Below are 22,600 nucleotides of genomic sequence, written 5' to 3' on the forward strand. Positions count from 1 at the left end.
GGCTTTTTTTAATACGACCGGCATCCGTCAGTTCCACACAACCATGTCTCAACTTGGGTTGCGCCGGGAATCCGGTATGACAGATCGGATACCGTCGGACAGAGCCGACAGGGGTTAGTCCTGTTCGCGGCTATAGGCGTCGACCAGCGCCGAAGGCCCGCCCAGTTCGTTGAGATTGCCCTGTCGCATGACGTACCAGAGGACGACGACCGTCATAATGTAGGGATAGGTATTCATCACTTGTGGGTTGAGCAAGAAGTCGACTGCCGACTCGACCGCGGCGATATCGACCCCCGAGAGCACCGCGTCACGGACTGCACCCGACCGGAAGGAGAGGGCATCGATGGCGGCGAAGAGGTACGCCCCGGCGAGAAGCCGCCAGATGTGCCACTGCGCGAAGATGACCAGCGCGACGGCGATCCAGCCCCGGCCGGCGGTCATCTCGACGCCCCAGAAGTTGGTGAACGCGAGCGAGAGTTGTGCCCCGGCCGCACCGGCCAGCGCGCCGCCAAGCAGAACACAGGCGTACTGGATGCGGAAGACGGGCACACCGGCTGTGTCCGCTGTTTCGGGATCTTCGCCGACCGCAGTGATCTCCGAGCCGACGTTCGTCCGAAAGAGGAGATACCAGATCACGGGAACGAGGCCCAGGCTGAGGTAATCCAGCGCCGTCACGCTGAAAAACGCCTGCCCAACGACGGGAATATCCGACAGCAGAGGCAGGGCGATTTGGTCGAAGCCGTCGACGTTTCTGCCGACCCACGCCCGTCCGAAGTACGTGGTTAGTCCCGTCCCTAACAGCGTGAGCATGATCCCACTGATCACCTGATCTGCCTTGAGCGAGATACAGAGCACCGCGTGCAAAAGCGCCAGCGCAGCTCCGGCGAGCATCCCGATGGCGAATCCGAGCCAGAGGCTCCCGGTGGAGATCGCCCCGGCGAAGCCGGCGAGCGCCCCGGCTAGCATCATCCCTTCGACACCGAGGTTGAGCACGCCGCTGCGTTCGGCGATGACCTCACCCATCGCCGCCAGTAACAGGGGAGTCGCGAGCCGGACGGTCGATTCGAGAGTGCCGGCGATGATACTCATGTTGAACCCTCCATACTAGGCTCGGATCCGGTATCAGGCTTCCCGCCGACGGTCACCGCTAATCGGTACTCCGTAATGAACTCCGCTGTCAGCAGAAACAGGATCGTCAGCGCGACGATCACGTCGACCAGCGCGTTCGGCACGTCCATCGTGATTGCGACCGTCGTTCCACCCGCGGTCAGGACCCCGAAAAACAGTGCGGCGAGTAACACCCGGAAGACGCCGTTGCGGCCCAGCAAGGCGACTGCAACCGCTGTGAATCCGTATCCGGGTGAAAAGCTCTCGAAGAGCCGACCGTGGACGCCCGCGATCTCGATGATGCCAGCTAGTCCCGCGAGAAAGCCGCCGATAAGGAAGACGAGGATGTAGATCTTGTAGCTGCTGATCCCCGCCTGTTTCGCCGCGGCCGGATTCGAGCCGATAAACGTGATCTCGTACCCGAGCCTCGTTCGGGTCAGAAGCAGCGTCCCGAGCACTGCCGCGATCGCCAGGATGCCGACACCGACGTGAAGCCGGGGATGGAGGACGGTCGGTAACTCCGCGGCGGCGGGGAGGCGATCGGTCGCTGTCTGCCCGCCGCGGCCCTGAAGCGGTCCGCGAAGCAGGTAGCCAGTAAACGTCGTCGCAGCGAAGGTGAGCATCAACGAGGAGATGATCTCGTTGACGTCGTGTTCGGCCCGGAGATACCCGGGGATCGCCCCGTACAGCGCGGCGGCGAGTCCGGACGCAAGCATCATTAATACCAGTAGGACATAGCTCGGAACGCCGTAGTTCAGACCGATATACGTTCCGACGATCGCACCGACATACAACTGTCCTTCCGCTCCGATATTCCAGAGGCCGGCCTTCAGCGGAATGTAGACGGCTAATCCGGCGAGAAATAGCGGCGTCGCCGTCGTGAGGATATCGGCGATGCCGCCGAGATCCAGCAGGCTGTCGAGGAAAATTTGCTCGTAGACGAGAATCGGGTTGGCCCCAATCCACAGAAGCGGGATTGCGGCGACGAACAGCGCCGCGAGAATCGTCAGCACGGGAGCCCCGTAGTCGAGCCACCGCGGAGTCGATTCTCGGCTTTCGACTTCGATAGCGGGCGTCATTTGAGCCCCTCGGTTCGCTGTGTTCGCTCGGTTCCGTCCGGTTTGGCTCCGGTCGACATGTACATGCCGAGTTCCCACTTGTCGGTCTCCTCCGGTGTCGTCTCGAAGACGAACTGGCCGTCGTACATCACGAGAATTCGATCGCTCATATCGAGCAGTTCGTCCAGATCCTCGGAGATCAGTACCACGCCCGTTCCGTCCGTCCGCTGTTCGAGCATGAGTTCTCGGATCCGCTCGATCGCACCGACGTCGACCCCTCGAGTCGGCTGGTTCGCGACGAGTAGATCGGGGTTACGATGCATCTCACGCGCGAGAATAAGTTTCTGGAGGTTGCCGCCGGACAGGTCCCCGGCAGCGGTCTCCCGAACGTTCTCGACGCCGCGGACGTCGAACTCCTCGACCAGTTGATTGGCGTACGTCTCCATCTCATCGTAATCGAGCAAGGCGCTATCGCCCGACAGTTCGCCGTTTCGATACACCTTACTGCCGGCGTTGTGCATCACGCTCAATTGCTCCGCACAGCCGTGTTTGTATCGGTCTTCGGGAACGAACGACACGCCGGCGTCGATGAACGTCCGCGGGGATTGGCCGGTCAGATCCGTGCCGTTGACGCTTATCCGCCCGGTCTGAACCGATCGATCGCCGATCAGACACTCGGCCAACTCCCGTTGGCCGTTGCCGCTGACGCCCGCGATTCCGACGACCTCGCCCTCGCGGACGGTGAGGTCGACGCCCGAAAGGACCGAGACGCCGCGGTCGTCATGCGCGCGGAGTCCCTCCGCCTCGAGAACCGGATCACCGACAGCCACCGGTTCCGTATCGAGTCGAAAGAGCACCTCGCGTCCGACCATCTTTTCAGCCAGATCGCGCTGGCTGACGGTGTCGGCGTCGATCGTCTCGATTTTCTCGCCGTCGCGCAGGACGGTGACGCGGTCGGCCATCTCTTCGACTTCCCAGAGTTTGTGCGTGATGAAAATGACTGTGAGCCCTTCCGTAACGAGCGTGTCGATGGTCTCGAACAGTTGCTCGGCCTCGTTGGGCGTCAGGACGGCGGTCGGCTCGTCGAGGATCAAGAGATCGATGTCTCGGTACAGCGCTTTGAGAATCTCGACGCGCTGGCGTTCGCCGATATCGAGTTCCCAGACGTTCGCGTCCGGATCGACAGTCAGCCCGTACTCCGTGGCGAGTTCTTCGACCCGTTCGCGCGGCCCGTCTCGTTCTCGCCCGAATAGCCGCTTGAGCGGTGACAGCACACCGCCGGTTGACTCGGTCTCACGTTCGCCCAGAACGATGTTCTCCAGGACGGTCATCCGGGGCACGAGCATGAAGTGCTGGTGAACCATGCCGATTCCGACGTCGATCGCATCGTTTGGGGAATCGAAGTTGCGAGGCGTTCCCTCGAACGTGATCGTGCCACTCGTCGGACTGTACAGTCCGTAGAGGATATTCATCAGCGTGCTCTTGCCGGCCCCGTTTTCGCCCAGTAATCCGTGAACTTCGCCACGCCGTACTGAGAGATCGATCCCGTCGTTGGCGACGATGTCACCGAATTTTTTGGTCACGTCCTCGAGTTCGAGTATCGTTTCTTCTTCACTCATAGTTGAATCATATTGTCTCGGTATCCAGCGGCGATTTGGTACTCGTTCCCCAGTTGGATTCTCTCTCGTTCGATCGGCGGCGTCGCTGTCACTGCGATGGCCTCTCCGGACATCCCCCACTGAACCGTTGGATCGAAATCAACTGAACGGGAGTCAGACCCCCCGTGCACTGTGTGCGAGTCGGTCGGCGAAAAGCCGGTGAAACTGGGATTCTAGTACTCATCTCACACCAGTATTCCAAATATTTGCATTTATATATTATCGTTTGGGCAGATATCTCGGCAGTAGCTGGAAACAGTTTGGAATATTCGTCTTTGGACGGAGAAAGAGGAAGACGAGACAGTATCGCTGGCGAAGGCCGCTCGAAACGGACGGATGGCCACCGCTGTTCGCAGAACGAACCCCGCCGACAAAACGGCCGGCGGCGCGTGATCGGTGTTGTGGCCCCGTTTCACTGGGAGCAGAGACCGATCGCATTTCGGGCTATGAACGCCTCGACTTCGTCGCCGTGGTGAAAACAACCGCCACAACCGCGACGAGACTGCCCGTTAGCTTCCCCGGTACGTCGTGTACCCTCCCGGCGAGAGGAGCAGCGGGACGTGGTAGTGTTCGTCCGGTTCGGCGATCACGAAGCGCACGGGAACCGTGTCGAGAAACGATGACTCGTCGTCGACCGACTGGTAGTACTCGCCGACATCGAACAGCAATTGGTACGTGCCCGCCTCCATCTCTGCCGAGGTGAGCAGGGGCTCGTCTAGTCGTCCGTCGTCGTTGGTGATACCCTGTGCGAGTTGTTCGGCCTCGTTCGATTTATCCAGCCGCTGAAGCGTAACCTCGACGCCGGGAGCGGGCCCTTCTCGGCCCGTATCCAGAACGTGTGTCGTTAGTTCGGCGCTCATTCGGACATCTCCTCGAGATCGCTGTGATCCATCGAAAACTGCTGGAATCCGGTCGGCCGTGGGGGCTCTTTCAGCACTTTCGCGTCCCCGTCGAGATCGCGCTCTTGGATCCAGGTGCGGTTGTTCGCCTCGAAGCTGACGGATTCGAGCTGCGGGAACCGTTCGAGTACTCGCAGCCCGATCTGGTAGATCAGATCCTGGATCGAGTTGGAGTCGACCTCGTGGAAGACGACCTGTGCGATATCGCGGACCTGCTCGGCGGGAACGTATCGCTCCGGATCCGTTCCTAGTGCGTCCGCTGACTCCGCGTACGTCCAGAAGATGTCGAGGGTGATGTGCAGTGCCCGGTCCTCCCGTTCCGGCAGCGTCGTGTACTCGTCTTGGACGTAGTCGGTGAACGAACTCCCCTTGACCTTGACCAGTTCGATGTCGGTTACGCCGCTGATGTGGTCCGCAATAACTGGGCCGTCCTCGCTCCGGTCGAGGTAGATCTCCCCGAAGGCCGACTCGTTGTGAGACTGGCGGAAGACGAGGCCGCTGTCCTCGAAGTCGTTCTCGCCGGGAACGTCCCGCTCCTCGAAGGGAATCTCGTCGGCGGACATCTGGATCGACTCCATCTGGGAGTAGGTGTCCAGAAACTGCGAGCCGACGAACTCGAGAAAGCCCTCGATAGTGGCACCGTCGTACTCGCCAGCCTGATGGAGGACGAAATTCTTCATCGAGTCGGTCGCGACTACCATGCTGTTGTCGCCCTCACTGAACGACGGTAAGAACGCTTCGCCATCGACCTGAACGCGTACATCGAGGCCGAACAGCGTGTTATCCCGCCCGTCGAACGACGATTCCGGAATCGTCCGAACCCCCTCGAGCGAGGACGCGTACGTGCGATAGACGGCGATTTTCTCCTTGCCGTAGTTCATCGTCCGCTGCTCGGAATCGTCCGCAGTACGACTCGCTGACCGCTTCTGATTAACCGTCATTGTCTGTCTAAACTATCTGGACCAGCATACAAAAGCCCTGGCATTCGTACAACATTGCGCGGGTAATGAGCGAGAAACAGAAGAGAATATCAACTGTTCGCCGCTGAAGCTGTACTGCAGCACAGTCCGGAAATGACGGTCCTCCGCCACCGTCGGTACCGAGCGGAGCGGTTGGCGGCCGCCGTCACGTGGCAAACCGTTCTTCGAGCCGGAACCGGGCGATCGTGTGTACTTCCGCCAGCGCCGTCCGGAACTCGTCGGCTTCCGAGTGTTCGATCCGCCGTTCCATCGCCTCCCGGATCGTCTCTGGTGATTCGTCCCTGACGGCCATGATGAACGGGAACCCGAACCTCTCGAGGTAGCGTTCGTTCAGCCGTTGGAAGGCCTCGTACATCTCGGGGGAAAGCTGGTCAAGACCGGCAGAGGCCTGTTCCTCGGCGGATGATTCCGTGATCCCGGTCTGATCGCCGAGGTCCGGGTGCGATCGGAGCAGTTCCAACTTCGTTTCCCGTGATGCGTCGTCGACCGCCTGTTTCATCGCGTCTCGTAGCTCCGCGAGCGACGCGAACGGTCGTTCCGAGCAGATCCGCTCGGCGACCCAGGGGGAATGCTCGTATATGTCGTCTAGCTCGTCGACGAACGCCGCTTCATCGAGGTGATTGATCTCGTCGATCGTGAGTTCAGCCATCGTCGATCGTTGTTCGCGCTGCCGATGAGTTAAATCGTTGCCTTCGCGCAACGTGGGACCTCACACGCTCCAGTCGGGGACATCCCGTTCGATGAACTCCCCGTGACCGGGGTCGGCCGCGATCTCGCCGTCCTCGGCGACCACTGTTCCCCGAACGAGCGTCTTCGTGACCCGTCCCGTCACCTCCCTGCCCTCGTAAATCGAGTAATCCGCCTCGGATGCGTTGTCTTCGGCGGTGATCGTGTCCGTTGCTTCGGGATCGAACAGGACGATATCGGCATCCGTTCCGGGGTCGAGCGTCCCTTTGTTCGGGAGTCCGAACGTTTCCGCCGGATTAGTGCTCATGACGCGGACGAGAAACGGGTAGCTCAGCCCTCGCTCGTTGATCGCCTCGTCGTGAAACACCGGCAGGCTCACCTGCACGCCGTTCGCGCCGTAGGGCCCCTCCCACCACGGCTGATTCTCCTTGCTCGAGCGCAGTTGGGCGACGTGGTCCGTCGAGACGACGCTCAACACACCGCGGCGGAGCGCCTCGAACATCGCGTCGGCATCGTCCGGCGTCCGGATCGGCGGCGCTATTTTCGGGAGATTGCCGAGCTCCGAGTGAATCGACTCATCGAGCGTCGTGTAATGCGTACAGGTCTCTGCCCGGACGCGAGAACCGTCGTCCTGAAACCGGGCTATCGCATCGGCCGCTTCGCGGCAGCTCGTGTGAAAGCCGTAGTACTTCGCTCCGGTCTCGGTGGCGAGCCGGACTGCGTCTTCGGCGGCCATCGCCTCCGCGTAGTCCGGTCGAGACTGGGGATACTCTTCGGGAGCCGACTTCCCGGCCGCCCGTAACTCGGCCGCGAGGGATCGACAGACCGAGTCGTCTTCCGTGTGGACCACGCCGACAGCCCCGTGATCCGCGAGCGCGTCGAACACCCGCCGCAGATAGCCGTTCGAGACGCCGAAGTCGTAGGCCGTGTACATTTTGAACGACGTCACACCGTCCTCGATGAGATCCGGAATCTCCTCGAAGAGATCGTCGCCCTCGCGGAGGATGCCGCCGTGGAGTCCGAAGTCGACGAGCGCCTCCCGTTGATTAGCACGCTTTCGTTGGAGTCCGTCAGCGATTAGGGCCGGTTCGTCCCACGGGCCCTCTTCGCTCTCGTAGGCTTGCCACGCGAAATCGATGACGGTGGTGACGCCGCCGAGTGCGGCCGCGCTCGTGGCGGTCCGATAGCTATCGATCGAGACGTGGTCGTCGATGTGGACGTGAGGATCGACGATCCCGGGCATAACTAACTGGTCCGTTGCGTCGATCCGGACGTCTCCCTCGGGGAGAGTTTCCTCCTCGCCGATGCCGACGATGGTCCCGCCGTCGATAGCAACCGCGGCGTCGAACGTCGACGAGGCAGTAACGACGGTACCGCCCGCGATGACTGTATCAACCGACATGCACTACCGGTACTGACCCGAATAAATTATAGATACCGATCACTTCCGGCTCGAGCCGAGATCTGCCGATTGATGTGCTCGGCGAAACTGAAATGATACTCGAGTAATCGGCGCACATCGGCACTCTGTTATTTGCCATTTTCTCGGGTTCGAGGTCCACAAATGTTTAGAGACTGGATGGGAATGTCCGGGTATGGTACCTCTCAAAGGAACCACTGGCAGGACCTTCGGTTCTGTCAGGACAGGTGATTACGGACGAGCACAGCGCGGGTGGACCGATGACTGAGACGCTCGTTACGAACGGCCATATCATCACCCAGAACACCGATCGAGAACTGATTTCGGATGGGGCAGTTCTCCTCAGAGACGACGTGATCGCTGCCGTCGGGCCGGCAGCTGAACTGGAAGCCGAGTACGACTACGAACGACGCATCGACGCCGACGGCGGAGCCGTTATCCCGGGACTGATCAATGCTCACACCCACGTTTCCGACATCATTCTCCGGGGCGCGTACAGCGCGGACCGCGGGCTGTACGACTGGCTGTACAACATCAAACGCCCGGCCTGCATCGCGATGGAGCCAGAGGAACACGCCGCTGCCGCGGCGCTGTACTCCACCGAGGCCATCCAGTCCGGGGTGACGACGTTCGTCGAAAACGATACGGAGATCATCTGGGACGGTCGGGCGGAGATCGAAGCCAAACTCGATGTCTACGAAAAGTCGGGAATCAGAAACGTCTACGGCGCTGGCTTCGCAGACGATCCCCCCGACGGAGAATTCGAGGCGCTGCTTGCGGATATCACGGCCCGCGAGCCGTCGGTGGAGCATCCGCCTGCGAACCGTCTGACCGTCGAGACGGAGACCGCCTTACACGAGGTAGAGTCGCTGCTGGAGGACCATCACGGCCGTGCTGACGGCCGCCAGTCGGTCTGGCCAGCACCCATCGTCGTCGAAACCACGACGACACAGGGCTTTCAGGGGGCCGCTCGACTCGCCGAGGAGTACGACGTGATGACGACGGCCCACGTCGCGGAGGCCGAGGCACAGAGCCGCGGGCCGGCGCTGTCCAGCATCGAGTATCTCCGAAACATCGGCTATCTCGGCGACCGCACCCTCCTGGGCCACTGCGTCCAGATCGATAGTGCCGACGTGCGGATCCTAGCCGAGTCGAACACCGCCGTCGCGCACAATTTCTTCGCCAACATGCGGCTGGCCACTGGGTTCGCACCGGTCACGGACCTGCTCGACCACGGCGCGACCGTCGGTCTCGGAACGGACAACGCGAACCTCAGCGACACGGTCAACCCGCTGAACGATCTCCGGGCGGTCTTTGCGGCCCACAAGGGGTTTCACCGGGACGCGAGCGTCCTCGACGCGGCGACGGCGTTCGACATGGTCACCATCGACGCCGCACGCGCCATCGGCCGCGAGGACGACCTCGGCTCGATCGAGGTGGGCAAACAGGCCGATCTCGCGATCGTCGATATGGACCAGCCACATCTCACCCCGGCACCGGATCCGGTGTTCGCACTGGTGGCCGGCGCGCAGGGCTTCGAGGTGGAGACGCTGCTGTGTGCGGGCGAGATCGTCATGTCCGACCGCGAGGTACAGACGCTCGGGGAGACGAGTGAACTGCTGGAGAATGCGACCGCGGCGGCCGAAAACGTCGTCGAACGCGTCGGTCTCGAGTGAAAACGGTCGCGATCTGGCTTCACTGAACCTACTGGTTCGCTGTAGATGCCACAGACGCGCGTTCGAGAGCCTGCTGGCAGTACGACTGGACGAGGCGGAGCCGATGGCGTCCGTTGGCCACCTCGTTCGCCACCAGCGTTTCTGGATCGACATCACGGAGTGCAGCGTCGGCGGCCTGCGCTCGCCGTTCGTCGTCAAGTGTTCCGCCGACGAGCGTCTCCTCGACCTGCGGGAGACGGATCGGATACGGCTTCGCGCCGTTGACCGCGACCCGCGCTGATTCGACGAAATCACCGTCGGTTTCGAGTCGGGCAGCGACGCTCACGATCGCGTAGCCGGAGTACTCCGAGGTCCGGATGTATCCGCTCCGAGCTCCGTTGGGAATGACGATTTCCGTGAGCAGTTCCTCGGATTCGATAGCGGTTTCGTCGGGTCCACAAAACCACTCCTCGGCGTCGATCCGGCGGCGGCCGTTCGGCCCTCGGACGACGATGGTGCCCGCAAGGGCGAGCACGGCGGCGGGGGCGTCGTATTTCGGGTCGGCGAATACGAGGTTGCCACCGATCGTCCCCTGGTGCTTCGCCTGATAGTCGCCCACGGAGTCGGTCGCCGTCGCGAGTGCGCGGGCGTGATCTCGGACGATCACGGACGCGGCGATCCGGTCGTGGGTCGTTAGCGCACCGATGCGGGTTTCCCCGTCCCGCCGGGAAATCCCGCGGAGCGCGTCGATGCCGCTGATATCGACGAGCCGATCCGGCGTCTCGAGCCCGTCTTTCAAAAGCGGGACGAGCGAATAGCCGCCGGCAACGATCCGCGTCTCGGAGTCACCAGCGAGTAGTTCGAGCACCGCGTCGACGCTCTCGGCTTCGACGTACTCGGCAGGGAGTTGCTTCGACATCTAGCTCCCCTCCTGAAGTCCGTCCCAGATCGACGCGGCGGTGATCGGTAGCTCGGAGATCCGAACCCCGACGGCGTCGTCAACGGCGTTTGCGACGGCCGGAGACGGGCCGAGGATCGACACCTCCCCGACGCTTTTCGCGCCGTAGGGACCCGTCGGCTCGTAGGTCTCGACGATTTCGGTCTCGATCTCCGGCAGATCCGGCGCGTGCATCACCTCGTAATCCCGGAGCCCGCGGATATCCGGCTGGCCGTCCTCGTCGAAGGGCAGTGTCTCCGAGAGTGTCTGTCCGAGTCCCATGACCGCGCCGCCGACGATCTGACCGCGCACGTTCGCGGGGTTGAGCGCCTGTCCGCAGTCGACGGCGTTGACCAGTCGCAAGACCTCGAACTCGCCGGTTTCAGTGTCGACTTCGACCTCGGCGAGCTGCGCCGCGAACGGCTTGGGCGACAGTGCCGTGAAGTGCTCGCCGGTACCGATGAGCCGGCGTTTCGGTCCCCGAACGCCCTCGAAGGCTTCGGCGGCGAACGCTCCGAGTGTCATCGACGTTCCGTCGGGGAAGGAGACGTCCCCGTCCGCCAACTCGACGGATTCGGGAGCAGTATCGTGCCACTCCGCCGCGAGTTCCCGGACCTTCCCGGCGAGATCGCGGGCCGCTTTCTCGGTGGCGTTGCCGCTGATGTAGGTGGTGCTACTCGCGTACGCGCCGTTGTCCCACGGCGTCGCATCGGTGTCGTCAGCCTTCACGTGGACCGACTCGATATCGAGGCCGAAGACGCTGGCCGCGATCTGGCCCATCACCGTCTCCGAGCCCTGCCCCGTGTCACCGACGCCGATCCGGACAGTGAGCGTACCGTCGTCTTCGAGGGTAATCGAACAGCGGGAGTACTCGCTGTTTGGGACGCCCGATTTCGCCATCGTCAGGGCGATGCCGTAGCCGCGCTGGTAGCGGTCGTCGTCGGGTTGGTCCGGGCCATCGGCCCAGCCGACCGTTGTACAGGCGCGGTCGAGACACTCCGTGACACCGACGGACTCGAGTACTGGCTTGCTCTCGCTGTGTGCCGGCTCGAAGCTCTCCTCGCCTTCCTCGATGACGTTCCGGCGGCGGAACTCGGCGGGGTCCATCCCGATGGCATCGGCGACCTCGTCGATGTGACTCTCGAGGCCGAAGGTACCCTGCACAGCGCCGTAGCCGCGCATCGCCCCGCCGGGGGTGAGGTTGGTGTAGACCGCTCGGCCCGTGAAGAGTCGGTTCTCGGTCGGATAGATAGACATCGGCTCGTGAGCGGCGTTCGAGAGGACCGCCGAGGCGTGACAGCCGTACGCACCCGTATTCGAGGTGATGTCGACGTGCATCGCGGTGATCGTTCCGTCTTCGCGGACGCCGGTTTCGACCTCGACGGTCTGGGCGTGGCGGGTCTGGGAGACGTGAAGGTCTTCCTTGCGGCTGTTTTTGAGTCGGACCTTCCGGCCGGTCTCTAAAGCGAGTGCCGCGCTGATGAACTGGTTCGGGACCGTGTCCTGGCGGACGCCGAAGCCGCCGCCGACGCGAGGTTTGATCACCTTCACGTCGGTCCGGTTCAGCCCGAACGCGCGGGCGATTTTGTCCCGACAGATGTGCGAGACCTGCGTCGTCGTTCGGAGTACTAGCCGCTCGCGATCGTCGATCCACGCGATGGTCGTGTTCGGCTCCATCGGGAGGTGCTGGACGATCTGGCTCTCGTATTCGCCTGCGACGACCGCGTCTGCCTGCTCGAAGCCCGCCTCGACATCGCCCTCCTCGTGGCGCGTCTCACAGACGATGTTTCGCTCGGGGACGGCGTTTTCCTGTGGGTTCTCGTACTCCTCCGGGTGCAGCGTCGGCGCGTCCGGCTCCATCGCCTCCTCGGGCTCGAGGACGTGTTCGAGCACCTCGTAGTCGACATCGATGGCCTCGATAGCCCGCTCGGCGGCGTCGGCGGATCGCGCTGCGACCGCCGCGACCGGTTCGCCGACATGTCGCACCGTCTCGTTGAGGACGTGCTCGTCGAACGGTGCCGGTGCCGGGTACGGAAACCCGGTTCGCGTAAACCGTTTGTCTGGAACGTCCTCGTGGGTGAGCACCGCTTCGACGCTGTCGATCGCCTCGGCGGCCTCGGTGTCGACCGATCGGATGCGAGCGTGGGCGTGCGGGCTGCGGAGGGGCCGTCCCTCGAGCGCGTCTTCAGTCGGAATATCGTCAGTGTACCGGGCGTTGCCGGTGACGAGCCCCCAGCCGTCGACCTTCTCGACGCTCTCACCGACGGCTGCGCTCGTCTCGTCTGTCTCGTTCGTCTCTCCGGACGCCGTCGACTGCTCGGTGAGTTCGGACAGGGACATTTCAGTGCTCTCCCTCGGCCGCCGGCTCCGCGTCGGGGAGGCGCTCGGCCGCGGCCTGTATCGCTTCGATTTGCTGGACGTAGCCGGTACAGCGACAGATGTTCCCGCTCAGGGCGTCGGCGATCGCTTCCTCGGTCGGTACCGTGTCGCGCTGAAGCAGGTCGTAGGCGGAGAGCAACACGCCGGGGATACAGTAGCCACACTGGGCAGCGCCCCGCTCGAGAAATTCCTCCTGGAGCGGATGGAGCCGGCCGTCGTCGTCGAGCAACCCCTCGACGGTCATCACGTCGTCGCCGTCGCAACTCGCCGCGGGCACGAGACACGAGCGGGTGAGGCCCTCCTCTCCAAGGATCACGTTACAGGCACCACAGACCCCCTCGTCACAGCCGTTTTTGACGCTGTAGTGGCCCGCTCGTCGGAGGCTTGCCATGAGCGTCTCGCCGGGCTCGATATCGAGCCGTTCGCGTTCGCCGTTGATGCAGATGTGGATAGAATCTGCTGATTTCTTTTCCTGGCTCATTCTCTTCCATATTGTGCACCATCTCGATTAAATACTTTGGGTATGTGTGCTATTTGCGAGCGATTGCTAACAGTCGGCTGTTTTCCTCACACAGTCGTAGTTGGTTCGACACAGGTGACCCGTTGTCCACGGTCTCAGTATCTCGACGCACAGTCGTGGCGACTGCTGGCACCGATTGTGACGGTCCCTCTCGGACCGAACTCGGCTGGGACCGGCCCTGCCGTTCGCTGGGCGACCCCGTAAATGGCCTCGAACCGCTTGCATGGCCCCATGCCGATGGACGACACCGTCAGTCTCCTCGAGCAGCGTTTCGAACGCGAGTGAACTGTCCCGGCGACGCGTTACGGGTCCGTGAGCGCAGTCGCCGGAACGGCAACACGGGCGTCACGGATCTCATACGGACTGTCGGACGGCTCTTCCGAACGATCGTGACCTGTTCTGTGGTTGCGCCGGCAAATCGGGACGGCCGACGGTACCAGTTCGTAGCGCCACGGTATCAATCATCGTCAGGCACGGGTTCGGTCGGACCGTCGGTCATCTTCTCGTCGATCTGCATCGGCATCTCCGGCGTGAGTCCGTCGGTGTACTCCGTCGGTCCGAATCCAACGCCGCCGCCGGGAAGGACGATATTGAGAACGAGCGCGGAAATCCCGCCGCTGACGAGTGCGGAGCCGAACAGGGTCTGAACCTCGTCAGGAAAGTTTGCAAGGAGTTCCGGACGAAGCGAGACGCCGAGTCCGAGCGCGATAGACAGGGCGAGGATCGTCGAGTTCCGGTGGTCGAGGGTGACGTTCTGAAGGATGATGCGTGCGCCCGAGGAGAAGATCATCGCGAACAGAATCAACGCGCCGCCGCCGAGGACGGCGTCGGGCATCGCGGAGACGACTGCACCGATCTTCGGGACGAACCCGAGGATTATCAGGGCGACACCACCGATTCCGACGACGTAGCGGCTCGCGACGCCCGTGAAGTTCACGAGTCCAACGTTCTGTGAAAACGAAGTGTTCGGCATCGCGTTGAATACGGCCCCGAATATGCTCATCACACCGTCAGCGAGCAGCCCCCCGCGGAGTTCCGCTTTGGTAGCGTCCCGACCCGTCGCCGCGACGGTCCCAGAGATATCTCCGATCGTCTCCATCCCGGTAACGATGTACAGAAATGCCATCGTGAGAACGGCACTCGGCGGGAATGAGAGGCCGTATTTCAGCGGGACCGGGACGGTGATCCACCCAGCAGTCGCCACACCCGAGAAGTCGACGACGCCCAGCGCAATCGCTGCGACGTAGCCGACAGCGATACCGACGAAGACACTGATCACGCGAAGGAATCCCTCGAAGAACTGGTTGAGGACGAGCGTCGTCACCAAGACGAGCCCCGCGAGACCGAGATTGAGGAAAGAGCCGTATCCCTCGGCACCGGGTCCTGCAGAGGCACCAGCGGCGTAGTCCATCCCGGTCGGGATGAGGGTCAGTCCGATGAGCATCACGACAATACCCGTGACCAGCGGCGGGAAGTATCGCCTGAATCGATCCAACGTGACTCCCATGAGCATCTCGACAGGTGCGGCGATCAACGCCGTCCCGAACACCGCCGCTAATCCGAACTGGCTGCCGATTCCGATCAACGGACCGAGGAAGGCGAAACTGGTTCCCATGACGATCGGAAGTCGCGCACCAACCGGTCCGATAGGGAAGACCTGAACGAGCGTCGCGACGCCAGCGACGATCAGCGCCATCTGGACCAGAAACGTCGTCTCTCCGGTGGCGGAGCCGACTGCACCCGCGAGGATCAGCGGCGGGGCGACGTTTCCGAGAAACATCGCAAGGACGTGCTGGATTCCCAGCGGAATCGCTTCCGCTATCGGTGGCCTGTCTTCAATATCGTACAGTACGACAGAGTTGCTTTCCGATTCGGTGGCTGATGAACCACTCATACATTTGCTTCTCCTCGTTATACCTTTTCAAAGTACTCCTTAGAGTCCTATTACACCTACACATATCTTATTCTATTTGGCTACTCGGGACACAAACGAAATTTCCAGATGTACCTAGCCAGGCGACGGTGGCCCGGATCGGCTCGAGCACACACTCGGATCGAACCACGGGACAGGGTTTCACTCATCAACCGGCGTTCACTCGTCTGCAACGAGCCTCGGTCAGTGTCAGTCTCTCTTTGATCGGTACGTCTCGCACGCCGTCGCAGAGCGTCGTCTCCTCAGTTTCTTTTAGTTCTCCGGCGGTCGCCATTCACGCTTGCAAGGCGATTGCCAACGAGTCCGCCAGCCGTGCTCTTGAAACACGTGGGGCCACAGGGCAGGAGAATCTCCTGTTCGTTCCAATACCCGGATAGAAGAGGAGGTCGCCGCGGGAGGGGTAGCCCGTGTGTAGTTCTTCTGGGGAAAGTCGGGCAGTTCGATCTCGCCGATATTGATCCAGGTGGCAATACTGCTCTAGGGGACGCGCATGAGTTCCGATCCGAATGGCAGGAACTCGTGGACTACGGTAACTGACTGCGGTGGTCGATCGTCATGTAGTTCGGCTGTGAAGGGCGGTCCGTCAACGCCGATTTCGATCATTGATGGGGGTCGTCGGTGTTACAAATCGGAGATGCTCATCGTTAATCGGGATTCGGGACACTACAGAGCCCACCTCGATGAGCGCGGGCGCGGAAATTCGTATGAGTATTCGTTCGCACATCTCGAACGGACGGTTACAGGTAATCGAGGTGTTTGAGATATAGTGGCGAATTGGGGAGATATTTGCAATTAATTGGTCTATTCCCCACCATATATTCAAAACATCCCGAAACAGCGCAAAAGCGATTCAGTAGCGTCGTTCGAAATATACGAATGAACCAATTGTTCTCCGTTACCGACGGCAAAACGCCATTCGCAGAACTCGCTCAGATCCGGGAACGAGGCTACGCATCCGACGCTACGGAGAAAATCGACGGCTTCCGAGCCACCAGCGCGTCGACTCGAGACACTAACGACCGCGTTCTCGTGTCGCTGAGCGTCTGCGATCTGACCACCATCGATTTCGAGAGGGGCTTGCTCAACGAGTCAGCCGCCCGGTGCACGTCAGTGAGGTCACTATTGGTATGACCACCCAGTCCTCACAGCACGTTCGAAATAATCGAACTTAGTCCATTGAACCCAACCCCGACTCATCAGCAGAGTGTGCCACGGACCGGAACACCGTCGGAAGAAAATAGCAGACACAGGGTTGGTATTCTGGGTTCAGATCCGATTTCGGACCTGAAAAACGCGTTGAGAAAACCGTCGGAAAAAGACATCGAACCGTCGAAAAGACGCTGTTCGAGTTACAGTCGTGAGGACGGCGAATTCAGGACGACGACGTGGATACGATCGGTCACCGTTCCGAAAACGAACGCGAAGTACCCAGATTCATCTTCGCGCCGCTGGCTATCTCGTTTGCGATGTCCGCGTAATCATCCCGTTCATGTCGCTGGATTCGCTCGAAGCCATCGATTCGGACCGACTTGCCGATCTCGTTTCGTACTGATTCGGTCAGATATCTGGGCAACGGTCCCCGTTACGTCTCTGTCGATCGGCGTCATCTGTATCTACACGTTCGGAGATGTGCACGATTGGTTCCGTTTTGGTTCCGTCTTCAGTTGTGCCTTGTTCCATATCGACCGTTCGAATGACCCGCTGTTTCGTGTCGGCCCGTTCGATAGATATTACGACCATATGGGCGTAATCCTATAGTCATCTATTCTGGCTGGGTTTCAGGTGACACTAGCGCTTACGTGGTTGCCCGTATTCTATGTACCGTAGATTCGATTGTTTCTCGCACGGAGTGACGTCGACTGCTTCCCAAGTTGTCCGAGGATTCACACTCTCTGTTACAAACTTAAATATATGCGTGAATAATGAAAACAGGTGACTAGTTTTCGAAGGCTTTCTCCCGTTGTGGTTAGGGGAGATACGGACCGTCAACTGTCTGATCGGCCCACTACAGGGATGTGTTGACCGGCACCGTCTAGTTAGCGCGGTTTGAGAAGCGAGCGGGTCGTGGAGTGAGTGTAGGATGATGCTCGCAGACCTGCTCAGCGAGTGTTACGCGGCGGAATTTGATGAAGCTTGAGAGCGTGAGCGGACGGCGACGCCCGTCAGGGTGTTCGCCGTCCGTCTTCACTCGACCGATTGTTCGCTTCGAGAGATACAATCAATTCTTCGCTTGATCGGCGTAAAACGCACTCATCAAGCAACCTGGCACTTGGTACATCAGCTAGCTGACAGCGTACCAGACCCGCCGACGTCCACGAGAGCGGAGCTCTCGTGCGGCCCATCAGAACGCGAAGCGTTCTGAGGACGGCAAAGCCGTCGCGGATCACTATTGATGAGACTGCTGTCAAGGTCAACGGAAAACGGTCTTGTGTGTACGCCGCAATAGATCTAGACTCACGGCTGATGCTCGATGTCGCAGCGTTCGGGCGAAGAGAAACCGATCCAGCCGTTGCATGCCTGCATCAATTGACCGAGAAACACGATCTCTCCGAGACGGTGTTTCTCGTTGATGCCTACGGCTATCTAACTGCCCTCTCTCGATTAGGTTGAGCGGTCAACTCGACTACGTTGATCGAACCCTAATCGAAAGGTGGTTTCACACCTTCAGGATTCGAGTTGACCGCTTCCATAATTCATGGGTGGACAGTCGGGCGAGCATCAGAGAAGGGTTTGAATAGTTCGTACACTACCACAATACACAACGGCCATACCAATTACTTAACGGACAGACGCCAGCGGGGGTACTAAACTAGACAGTACCGTCAATGCTAAAGAGTGATCTGTTTTATCCTCGAGTCGAAACAGGTATGCCTATCGTGGCCATTACCCATGACCGAATGAATCCAGCCCAAGATAGGAGCGAGTGTACATCGCTTCCCGTGATGTCAGTTGTTGATCCGGATAGGGCACGGGAGCGCGACTCAACCATCTGGGGACTTCTCCTCGCAGCCGGTACCAGCAACCGATACGGGACGGAGAATAAGCTACTCGAACCGATCCACGGTGAGCCGATCATCCGGCATGCGACACGAGCGCTCGTTTCGTCCAGCGTAGACGGTGTCACGTTGGTTGCCGGACACCAAGCAGATGATATTCGAACTGCTGTCGCTGGATTCGATGTGGAAATACGCGTCAACGACAACTATGAGAAGGGACAGAGCACGAGCGTACGGACGGGAATAGAAGCGATGTGCGAGCACGAGGCCGACGCAGCGGTGATAGCACTCGGTGATATGCCGTGCATTGCGTCGTCGACGGTCGATCGACTCATTACCGCATACGTCACGGAAAACCGGCCAGCGCTCGCAGCCGCCTACAGGGGCCAGCGTGGAAACCCAGTCCTGTTCGATGCCCAGTTCTTCGATGCCCTCGTCGACGTTACGGGAGACGTCGGCGGCCGACGACTGCTGCTCTCCGTCGATGACGGGGCTGCCGTAGAGACGGCCGATCCCGGCGTTCTCCGGGATATTGACCGTCCGTCAGACCTGCGTGACCTCGAATAACCCATCCGACAGCGAGCATTAGGCAGTTACTCCCCACGTGATACGGTCCCAGGTCCGTTCGTAGAGATAGTAGGTGCTGGGTTTCAGTGAATTAGTCATGAGACCAATGTTTATCGCGTCGCTTACATCGCCGATAATAACCCATGTAATGGTTACTGCGATTAGTAGCATAACCAGTCTCTATCTCTCCCAACTGTCTATCACGACCTCGTCAAGTCGTCGGCAATCGACGACGCTGACGTCTCGAGCGTCACACGCCTAGGCTACGCGGGAACGTCGATGACTGCCCCGATCCAGGACGGGGTCAGGGAAACGTTCGTCCCCGAAATCTTCGTCAACCACTACGGCAGCACCGAGGTGGATACGCACAGCATCTGTTCGTGGATCGATTCGAAACCCGGCTCCGCGGGCCGTACCGGAATCAACACGCGAATTCGGATCGTCGACTCCAAACGCGACGGGACGGTTCCGCCAAGCGAAACAGTCGAACGGGCGAACTCGGCGAAATAATCGTCGACGCGACCTCGCCGGAAGCGTTCAACGGCTATCTCGATCGTCCGGAAGCGAACGAACGGTCCTTCGGGGACGGCTGGTACTTCACCGGTGACCTGGGCTACCGCGATGAGGTGATATCTTCGTCGTGGGACGAGTCGACGACATGATCATCAGTGGCGGTGAGAACATCTACCCCGTCGAAGTCGAGACCGTCCTTGACGGACACGAAGCGATCGACGAAGTAGCCGTCGTCGGCATCGACGACGAGCGATGGAATCAGATCGTGACCGCGTTCGTCATTATTCCCGAGGGACCGGAGGACATCGACTTCTCGAGTCTCGGCGATCAGTTAGACACGTACTGCCGGGAGAGCGACGATCTCGCGAACTTCAAGCGACCACGGAAGTACGTATTCGTCGACGAGCTCGTCAAGAGCAACGTCGAGAAAGTGCTTCGCTGGAAACGCGATATCGACGACCTCGACATCAAAGTGTGCGAAATCAGTAACATCTGAACAGAGTTCGATCGACGAACGACGTGAGGACGCTCGTTTAGGGCTCGAGTCGCTCGTGAATCGGACCCTCGCGGTCGGAGAGTCGCCCACCGCTGCGGTCGTTGTGGACCGCGAGCAGTTCGGCGACGATACTGAAGCCGATCGCTGTCGGTTCGTCGCCGCCGAGGTCCAGTCCGACCGGGGTCGCGATGCGATCCGCGTCCCGGCCGTCGATGTCGATTTCCTCGCGCAATTCCCGAAACCGTTTTCGTGGCCCCATCAGACCGATATACAGAATGTTGGTCTCGAGGAGCGCGTCCAGCGCTAGCCGATCGTCGATCAAATTGTGGGACATGAGCACCGCGTACGTTTGCTCGGGAACCGTCACAAGATCGGGGAGTTCCGTTGGATTCGTCGAGACGACCTCGTCGGCCGCGGGGAACCGGTCCGGCTCTGTGCGGGCGCCTCGTGCAGTCGCGACGCGGACCCGAAATCCCGCCTGCCTGGCCAGCGAAGCGACGGGATTGATATCCTCCTGGCCGCCGAACAGCAATAGTTCGGGGCTCGGATCGATTCGATCGACGAACACCCGAACTGCACCGTCGTCCGTCTCGACGGTCACGCAAACGGCGCCGTTGTCCGGGAGGGGTTCAGTCCGGTCCAGCGCGTCAGTCACGACGGAATCGGGTAGTTCCGATCGACCAGTTGCCGTGAACTCTCCGTCGGTGACGACCGTTCGATCGCCAACGCGAACGGCCAGGTTCGACGATTCGACGGCCGTGAGTACCGTCTGCGATCGCCGTTTCTCGAGCCCCTCGACGACGGGACCGAAACTCTCGTCGATCGGTTCAATCAGGACGCCGATGACACCGTTACACCCGAGTCCGATCCCCCAGGCGTCCGCATCGTCGTCGTCCGTCAGATCGTATGTCTCAGTGCGCGTCTCCCCATCGGCGATGGCCTTCCGTGCCAGGTCAGTCACCGATCCCTCGAGACAGCCGGCGGTCACTGATCCCCGCAGTTCACCGTCATCCGCGACGACCATTTTCGCGCCAGGGCGGCGGTATCCGGATCCCTCGACATCGATGACCGTCGCGAGCGCGGCGGCCTCCTCCGCAGCGAGTGCGTCGCCGATGGCCGCGTGAACGTCGCGTTTCGTCGCGCCCCAAGGACTCTCGAATGGGCGAGTCATACTATCGTATACGCTTTCGGCTCGAGGATTAATTCGCTGTCGGTCGCCGCCCTCGAGGCGGGCGTCACGTCGGTCAAGCTGTTCATGACCGACGACATCCGGTTGTCGAACGGCTTCATCGGCGAGGTCTTCGACCGGCTCTCGGAGCTCGGGATCGTCGGGATGGTCCACGCGGAAGACTACTCCGTGTGTCAGCAGCGATCGGACGCGGTTCGGGCGACGCCGGCCGCGGAATCGCCGACGTCCTATCCACGGACGCGGCCGGCGTACGCCGAGGCGATGGCCGTCGACGCCGCGGTCAGACTGGCCCTCGCCGCCGACGCGAAGGACTACGGCGTCCACACGACGTCGGAAGCGGCTGCCGACCGAAAACACTCGAGAGCGGACTACTCGGTCTACGAGGGACGCGAACTCACCGGGCGAGTGAAACGAACGTTCGTCCGCGGCGAGGATGTCTATACCGACGGGAGGATCGTCGCCAGTCCGGGCCACAGCGAGTTCCTCGCTCGCGACGTTCCCGACTGGGACGAGGGGGCCGGGTAGCGAGAGCGGATTCCCCCACGTTTGCTGGACGGCGACAGCACCGTCCGATGGGTGACCCTCGAGTCCTCACCCGAGAGGGACCAGTCAGTAGTCCATCATTTTCATCTGTGTCTTCGTCCGAGAAGCGACTTTGTTAGCGAACGTTCCAAACGAAAGGTGCTCAAGGTCGTATAAGGACCGGGAGAGCGGTCGGTCTGGTAAATTTGGCCGTTATCAGGATACTCACTATCGGTATGCCACACTAGCTGTGTGTATGCTCGATATTCCGCTGCACACTGGCGCACAGCATCCCGACCTCCTCTGGGTACTCGTCCCGAGTATCCTCTCGTTCGTCGCGGGGCTCGGGCTCGGATCGTTCTCGGATCGGGTGCGCAGTTGGGTCCGCCCACAACGGGCTGTTTCGAACGACTGAGGCCGCCGTGAGCGCGTCGCGAGAGCGTCTCGAACGCGCTGGGAGCCGTGCCGCCGGACGGTGGATCAGTTACCGTCGTCGGCCGAGTTCGCAAATATTGTTGCCCGCGTGTGTATTTACGTACTCTGCGTCTTATCCGGGACGTGATGACGATTCGTTCTACCGTACGTTCCGGCGCGAGGGCCGAAGTGATCGAGCGATGAGCGAGTTCGTTCCGGGCGAACTGCTCCCGTCCGACGAGCCGGTGACGATAAACGAGGGCCGACCGACCGAGACGGTAACCGTCGAGAACACCGGCGATCGGCCGGTCCAAGTCGGCTCGCACTTCCACTTCCTCGAGGTCAACCCCGGACTCGAGTTCGACCGGGAGGCGGCCTACGGCATGCGACTGGACATTCCGGCGGGGACCGCCGTCAGGTTCGAACCGGGATGTGAACGCGACGTCGACCTCGTCGACATCGGCGGCGATCGGATCGTCCGCGGCATGGGCGGCTTGGTCGACGGCCACCTCGACGACGAGGGCGCGAAAGCGGCGGCAGTAGAGCGCGCTCGAGAGCGGGGCTACATTTCGGGAGGGGACGAATGAGTCGCGATCTCCCGCGAGAGGAATACACGGAACTATTCGGGCCGACCGAAGGTCTGTCTCTTATACACATCTCTGATGGCGCG

General features: G+C 61.0%; 20 protein-coding genes and 3 pseudogenes. 9 read left to right on the forward strand and 14 right to left on the reverse strand.

Annotated elements, in window-relative coordinates; genetic code table 11:
- Positions 1-114: 114 nt before the first annotated feature.
- The 7 genes from C489_RS19105 to C489_RS19135 form a co-directional block, all read right to left on the reverse strand.
- Positions 115-1,089, reverse strand: a complete 975-nt coding sequence (locus tag C489_RS19105) for an ABC transporter permease (protein ID WP_006433014.1) — start codon at positions 1,087-1,089, stop codon at positions 115-117.
- Complete coding sequence (locus C489_RS19110) at positions 1,086-2,186, reverse strand: ABC transporter permease (RefSeq protein WP_006433015.1); 1,101 nt, start codon at positions 2,184-2,186, stop codon at positions 1,086-1,088. Before C489_RS19110 ends, C489_RS19105 begins: the two co-directional genes overlap by 4 nt.
- Positions 2,183-3,784 (reverse strand): ABC transporter ATP-binding protein, encoded by a 1,602-nt coding sequence (locus C489_RS19115; protein ID WP_006433016.1) that lies wholly within the window; start codon positions 3,782-3,784, stop codon positions 2,183-2,185. The genes C489_RS19110 and C489_RS19115 overlap by 4 nt, the downstream gene beginning before the upstream one ends.
- A 548-nt stretch (positions 3,785-4,332) precedes the next feature.
- Positions 4,333-4,683, reverse strand: a complete 351-nt coding sequence (gene uraH, locus C489_RS19120) for a hydroxyisourate hydrolase (protein WP_006433017.1) — start codon at positions 4,681-4,683, stop codon at positions 4,333-4,335.
- Positions 4,680-5,663 carry a factor-independent urate hydroxylase gene (gene pucL, locus C489_RS19125; protein ID WP_049891107.1) on the reverse strand — a complete coding sequence of 328 codons (984 nt, stop codon included), beginning with the start codon at positions 5,661-5,663 and terminating at the stop codon, positions 4,680-4,682. The genes uraH and pucL overlap by 4 nt, the downstream gene beginning before the upstream one ends.
- A 184-nt stretch (positions 5,664-5,847) precedes the next feature.
- A complete protein-coding gene (gene uraD / locus C489_RS19130) occupies positions 5,848-6,351 on the reverse strand; it encodes a 2-oxo-4-hydroxy-4-carboxy-5-ureidoimidazoline decarboxylase (RefSeq protein WP_006433019.1) in 504 nt (167 codons plus the stop codon).
- A gap of 60 nt (positions 6,352-6,411) precedes the next feature.
- On the reverse strand, positions 6,412-7,791 hold the full coding sequence (locus C489_RS19135; RefSeq protein WP_006433020.1) for a dihydroorotase: 1,380 nt from the start codon (positions 7,789-7,791) through the stop codon (positions 6,412-6,414).
- A gap of 278 nt (positions 7,792-8,069) precedes the next feature.
- Between C489_RS19135 and C489_RS19140 the strand changes: the two genes are divergently transcribed.
- Positions 8,070-9,485 (forward strand): amidohydrolase family protein, encoded by a 1,416-nt coding sequence (locus tag C489_RS19140; protein ID WP_006433021.1) that lies wholly within the window; start codon positions 8,070-8,072, stop codon positions 9,483-9,485.
- A 28-nt stretch (positions 9,486-9,513) separates the two neighbouring features.
- Here C489_RS19140 and C489_RS19145 read toward each other — a convergent pair whose 3' ends face one another.
- The 5 genes and pseudogenes from C489_RS19145 to C489_RS23150 all read right to left on the reverse strand — a co-directional run bounded on the left by C489_RS19145 (position 9,514) and on the right by C489_RS23150 (position 15,836).
- Positions 9,514-10,383 carry an FAD binding domain-containing protein gene (locus C489_RS19145; RefSeq protein ID WP_006433022.1) on the reverse strand — a complete coding sequence of 290 codons (870 nt, stop codon included), beginning with the start codon at positions 10,381-10,383 and terminating at the stop codon, positions 9,514-9,516.
- The gene (locus tag C489_RS19150) at positions 10,384-12,741 is read right to left on the reverse strand and encodes a xanthine dehydrogenase family protein molybdopterin-binding subunit (RefSeq protein ID WP_006433023.1); all 2,358 of its coding nucleotides are present in this window, start codon (positions 12,739-12,741) and stop codon (positions 10,384-10,386) included. It lies immediately after the preceding gene.
- Between the two features lies 1 nt (position 12,742).
- The gene (locus tag C489_RS19155; RefSeq protein ID WP_006433024.1) at positions 12,743-13,261 is read right to left on the reverse strand and encodes a (2Fe-2S)-binding protein; all 519 of its coding nucleotides are present in this window, start codon (positions 13,259-13,261) and stop codon (positions 12,743-12,745) included.
- A gap of 496 nt (positions 13,262-13,757) precedes the next feature.
- Complete coding sequence (locus C489_RS19160; protein WP_049891109.1) at positions 13,758-15,194, reverse strand: uracil-xanthine permease family protein; 1,437 nt, start codon at positions 15,192-15,194, stop codon at positions 13,758-13,760.
- A 187-nt stretch (positions 15,195-15,381) separates the two neighbouring features.
- Positions 15,382-15,836 (reverse strand): annotated as a pseudogene (locus tag C489_RS23150) (DUF3830 family protein).
- 273 nt (positions 15,837-16,109) lie between these two features.
- Here C489_RS23150 and C489_RS23155 point away from each other — a divergent pair.
- From C489_RS23155 to C489_RS21130, 3 genes and pseudogenes are all read left to right on the forward strand, one after another.
- Complete coding sequence (locus C489_RS23155; RefSeq protein WP_006433026.1) at positions 16,110-16,364, forward strand: IclR family transcriptional regulator domain-containing protein; 255 nt, start codon at positions 16,110-16,112, stop codon at positions 16,362-16,364.
- Positions 16,365-17,313: 949 nt separating this feature from the next.
- Positions 17,314-18,046 (forward strand): annotated as a pseudogene (locus C489_RS21125) (IS6 family transposase).
- Between the two features lie 84 nt (positions 18,047-18,130).
- Positions 18,131-18,796, forward strand: a complete 666-nt coding sequence (locus tag C489_RS21130) for a nucleotidyltransferase family protein (protein WP_239642089.1) — start codon at positions 18,131-18,133, stop codon at positions 18,794-18,796.
- Positions 18,797-18,814: 18 nt separating this feature from the next.
- On the opposite strand, the gene C489_RS21135 is transcribed toward C489_RS21130, so the two are convergent.
- Positions 18,815-18,967, reverse strand: a complete 153-nt coding sequence (locus tag C489_RS21135; protein WP_083902854.1) for a DUF2061 domain-containing protein — start codon at positions 18,965-18,967, stop codon at positions 18,815-18,817.
- 27 nt (positions 18,968-18,994) lie between these two features.
- Here C489_RS21135 and C489_RS21140 point away from each other — a divergent pair.
- Positions 18,995-19,306, forward strand: a pseudogene (locus C489_RS21140) (AMP-binding protein); the annotation flags it as partial.
- A 130-nt stretch (positions 19,307-19,436) separates the two neighbouring features.
- Positions 19,437-19,805: an AMP-binding enzyme gene (locus C489_RS19180; protein WP_152423201.1), complete on the forward strand. Its 369-nt coding sequence runs from the start codon at positions 19,437-19,439 to the stop codon at positions 19,803-19,805.
- A 37-nt stretch (positions 19,806-19,842) separates the two neighbouring features.
- On the opposite strand, the gene C489_RS19185 is transcribed toward C489_RS19180, so the two are convergent.
- A complete protein-coding gene (locus C489_RS19185) occupies positions 19,843-20,976 on the reverse strand; it encodes an XdhC family protein (RefSeq protein ID WP_006433030.1) in 1,134 nt (377 codons plus the stop codon).
- 84 nt (positions 20,977-21,060) lie between these two features.
- Here C489_RS19185 and C489_RS19190 point away from each other — a divergent pair, with 84 nt between their 5' ends.
- The 3 genes from C489_RS19190 to C489_RS19195 all read left to right on the forward strand — a co-directional run bounded on the left by C489_RS19190 (position 21,061) and on the right by C489_RS19195 (position 22,517).
- Positions 21,061-21,519, forward strand: a complete 459-nt coding sequence (locus C489_RS19190; protein WP_006433031.1) for an amidohydrolase family protein — start codon at positions 21,061-21,063, stop codon at positions 21,517-21,519.
- A 253-nt stretch (positions 21,520-21,772) separates the two neighbouring features.
- Positions 21,773-21,931, forward strand: a complete 159-nt coding sequence (locus C489_RS22345; RefSeq protein ID WP_006433032.1) for a hypothetical protein — start codon at positions 21,773-21,775, stop codon at positions 21,929-21,931.
- Between the two features lie 199 nt (positions 21,932-22,130).
- A complete protein-coding gene (locus C489_RS19195; RefSeq protein WP_006433033.1) occupies positions 22,131-22,517 on the forward strand; it encodes an urease subunit beta in 387 nt (128 codons plus the stop codon).
- Positions 22,518-22,600 lie beyond the last annotated feature (83 nt).

This window comes from Natrinema versiforme JCM 10478 (assembly GCF_000337195.1).
Lineage (GTDB): Archaea > Halobacteriota > Halobacteria > Halobacteriales > Natrialbaceae > Natrinema > Natrinema versiforme.

Bases quoted from the DNA above. Each gene is read 5' to 3' on its own strand.
- C489_RS19105 (WP_006433014.1), bottom strand. From the start codon at position 1,089: ATGAGTATCATCGCCGGCACTCTCGAATCGACCGTCCGGCTCGCGACT.
- C489_RS19110 (WP_006433015.1), bottom strand. From the start codon at position 2,186: ATGACGCCCGCTATCGAAGTCGAAAGCCGAGAATCGACTCCGCGGTGG.
- C489_RS19115 (WP_006433016.1), bottom strand. From the start codon at position 3,784: ATGAGTGAAGAAGAAACGATACTCGAACTCGAGGACGTGACCAAAAAA.
- uraH (WP_006433017.1), bottom strand. From the start codon at position 4,683: ATGAGCGCCGAACTAACGACACACGTTCTGGATACGGGCCGAGAAGGG.
- pucL (WP_049891107.1), bottom strand. From the start codon at position 5,663: ATGACGGTTAATCAGAAGCGGTCAGCGAGTCGTACTGCGGACGATTCC.
- uraD (WP_006433019.1), bottom strand. From the start codon at position 6,351: ATGGCTGAACTCACGATCGACGAGATCAATCACCTCGATGAAGCGGCG.
- C489_RS19135 (WP_006433020.1), bottom strand. From the start codon at position 7,791: ATGTCGGTTGATACAGTCATCGCGGGCGGTACCGTCGTTACTGCCTCG.
- C489_RS19140 (WP_006433021.1), top strand. From the start codon at position 8,070: ATGACTGAGACGCTCGTTACGAACGGCCATATCATCACCCAGAACACC.
- C489_RS19145 (WP_006433022.1), bottom strand. From the start codon at position 10,383: ATGTCGAAGCAACTCCCTGCCGAGTACGTCGAAGCCGAGAGCGTCGAC.
- C489_RS19150 (WP_006433023.1), bottom strand. From the start codon at position 12,741: ATGTCCCTGTCCGAACTCACCGAGCAGTCGACGGCGTCCGGAGAGACG.
- C489_RS19155 (WP_006433024.1), bottom strand. From the start codon at position 13,261: ATGAGCCAGGAAAAGAAATCAGCAGATTCTATCCACATCTGCATCAAC.
- C489_RS19160 (WP_049891109.1), bottom strand. From the start codon at position 15,194: ATGAGTGGTTCATCAGCCACCGAATCGGAAAGCAACTCTGTCGTACTG.
- C489_RS23155 (WP_006433026.1), top strand. From the start codon at position 16,110: ATGAACCAATTGTTCTCCGTTACCGACGGCAAAACGCCATTCGCAGAA.
- C489_RS21130 (WP_239642089.1), top strand. From the start codon at position 18,131: ATGAATCCAGCCCAAGATAGGAGCGAGTGTACATCGCTTCCCGTGATG.
- C489_RS21135 (WP_083902854.1), bottom strand. From the start codon at position 18,967: ATGCTACTAATCGCAGTAACCATTACATGGGTTATTATCGGCGATGTA.
- C489_RS19185 (WP_006433030.1), bottom strand. From the start codon at position 20,976: ATGACTCGCCCATTCGAGAGTCCTTGGGGCGCGACGAAACGCGACGTT.
- C489_RS19190 (WP_006433031.1), top strand. From the start codon at position 21,061: ATGACCGACGACATCCGGTTGTCGAACGGCTTCATCGGCGAGGTCTTC.
- C489_RS22345 (WP_006433032.1), top strand. From the start codon at position 21,773: ATGCTCGATATTCCGCTGCACACTGGCGCACAGCATCCCGACCTCCTC.
- C489_RS19195 (WP_006433033.1), top strand. From the start codon at position 22,131: ATGAGCGAGTTCGTTCCGGGCGAACTGCTCCCGTCCGACGAGCCGGTG.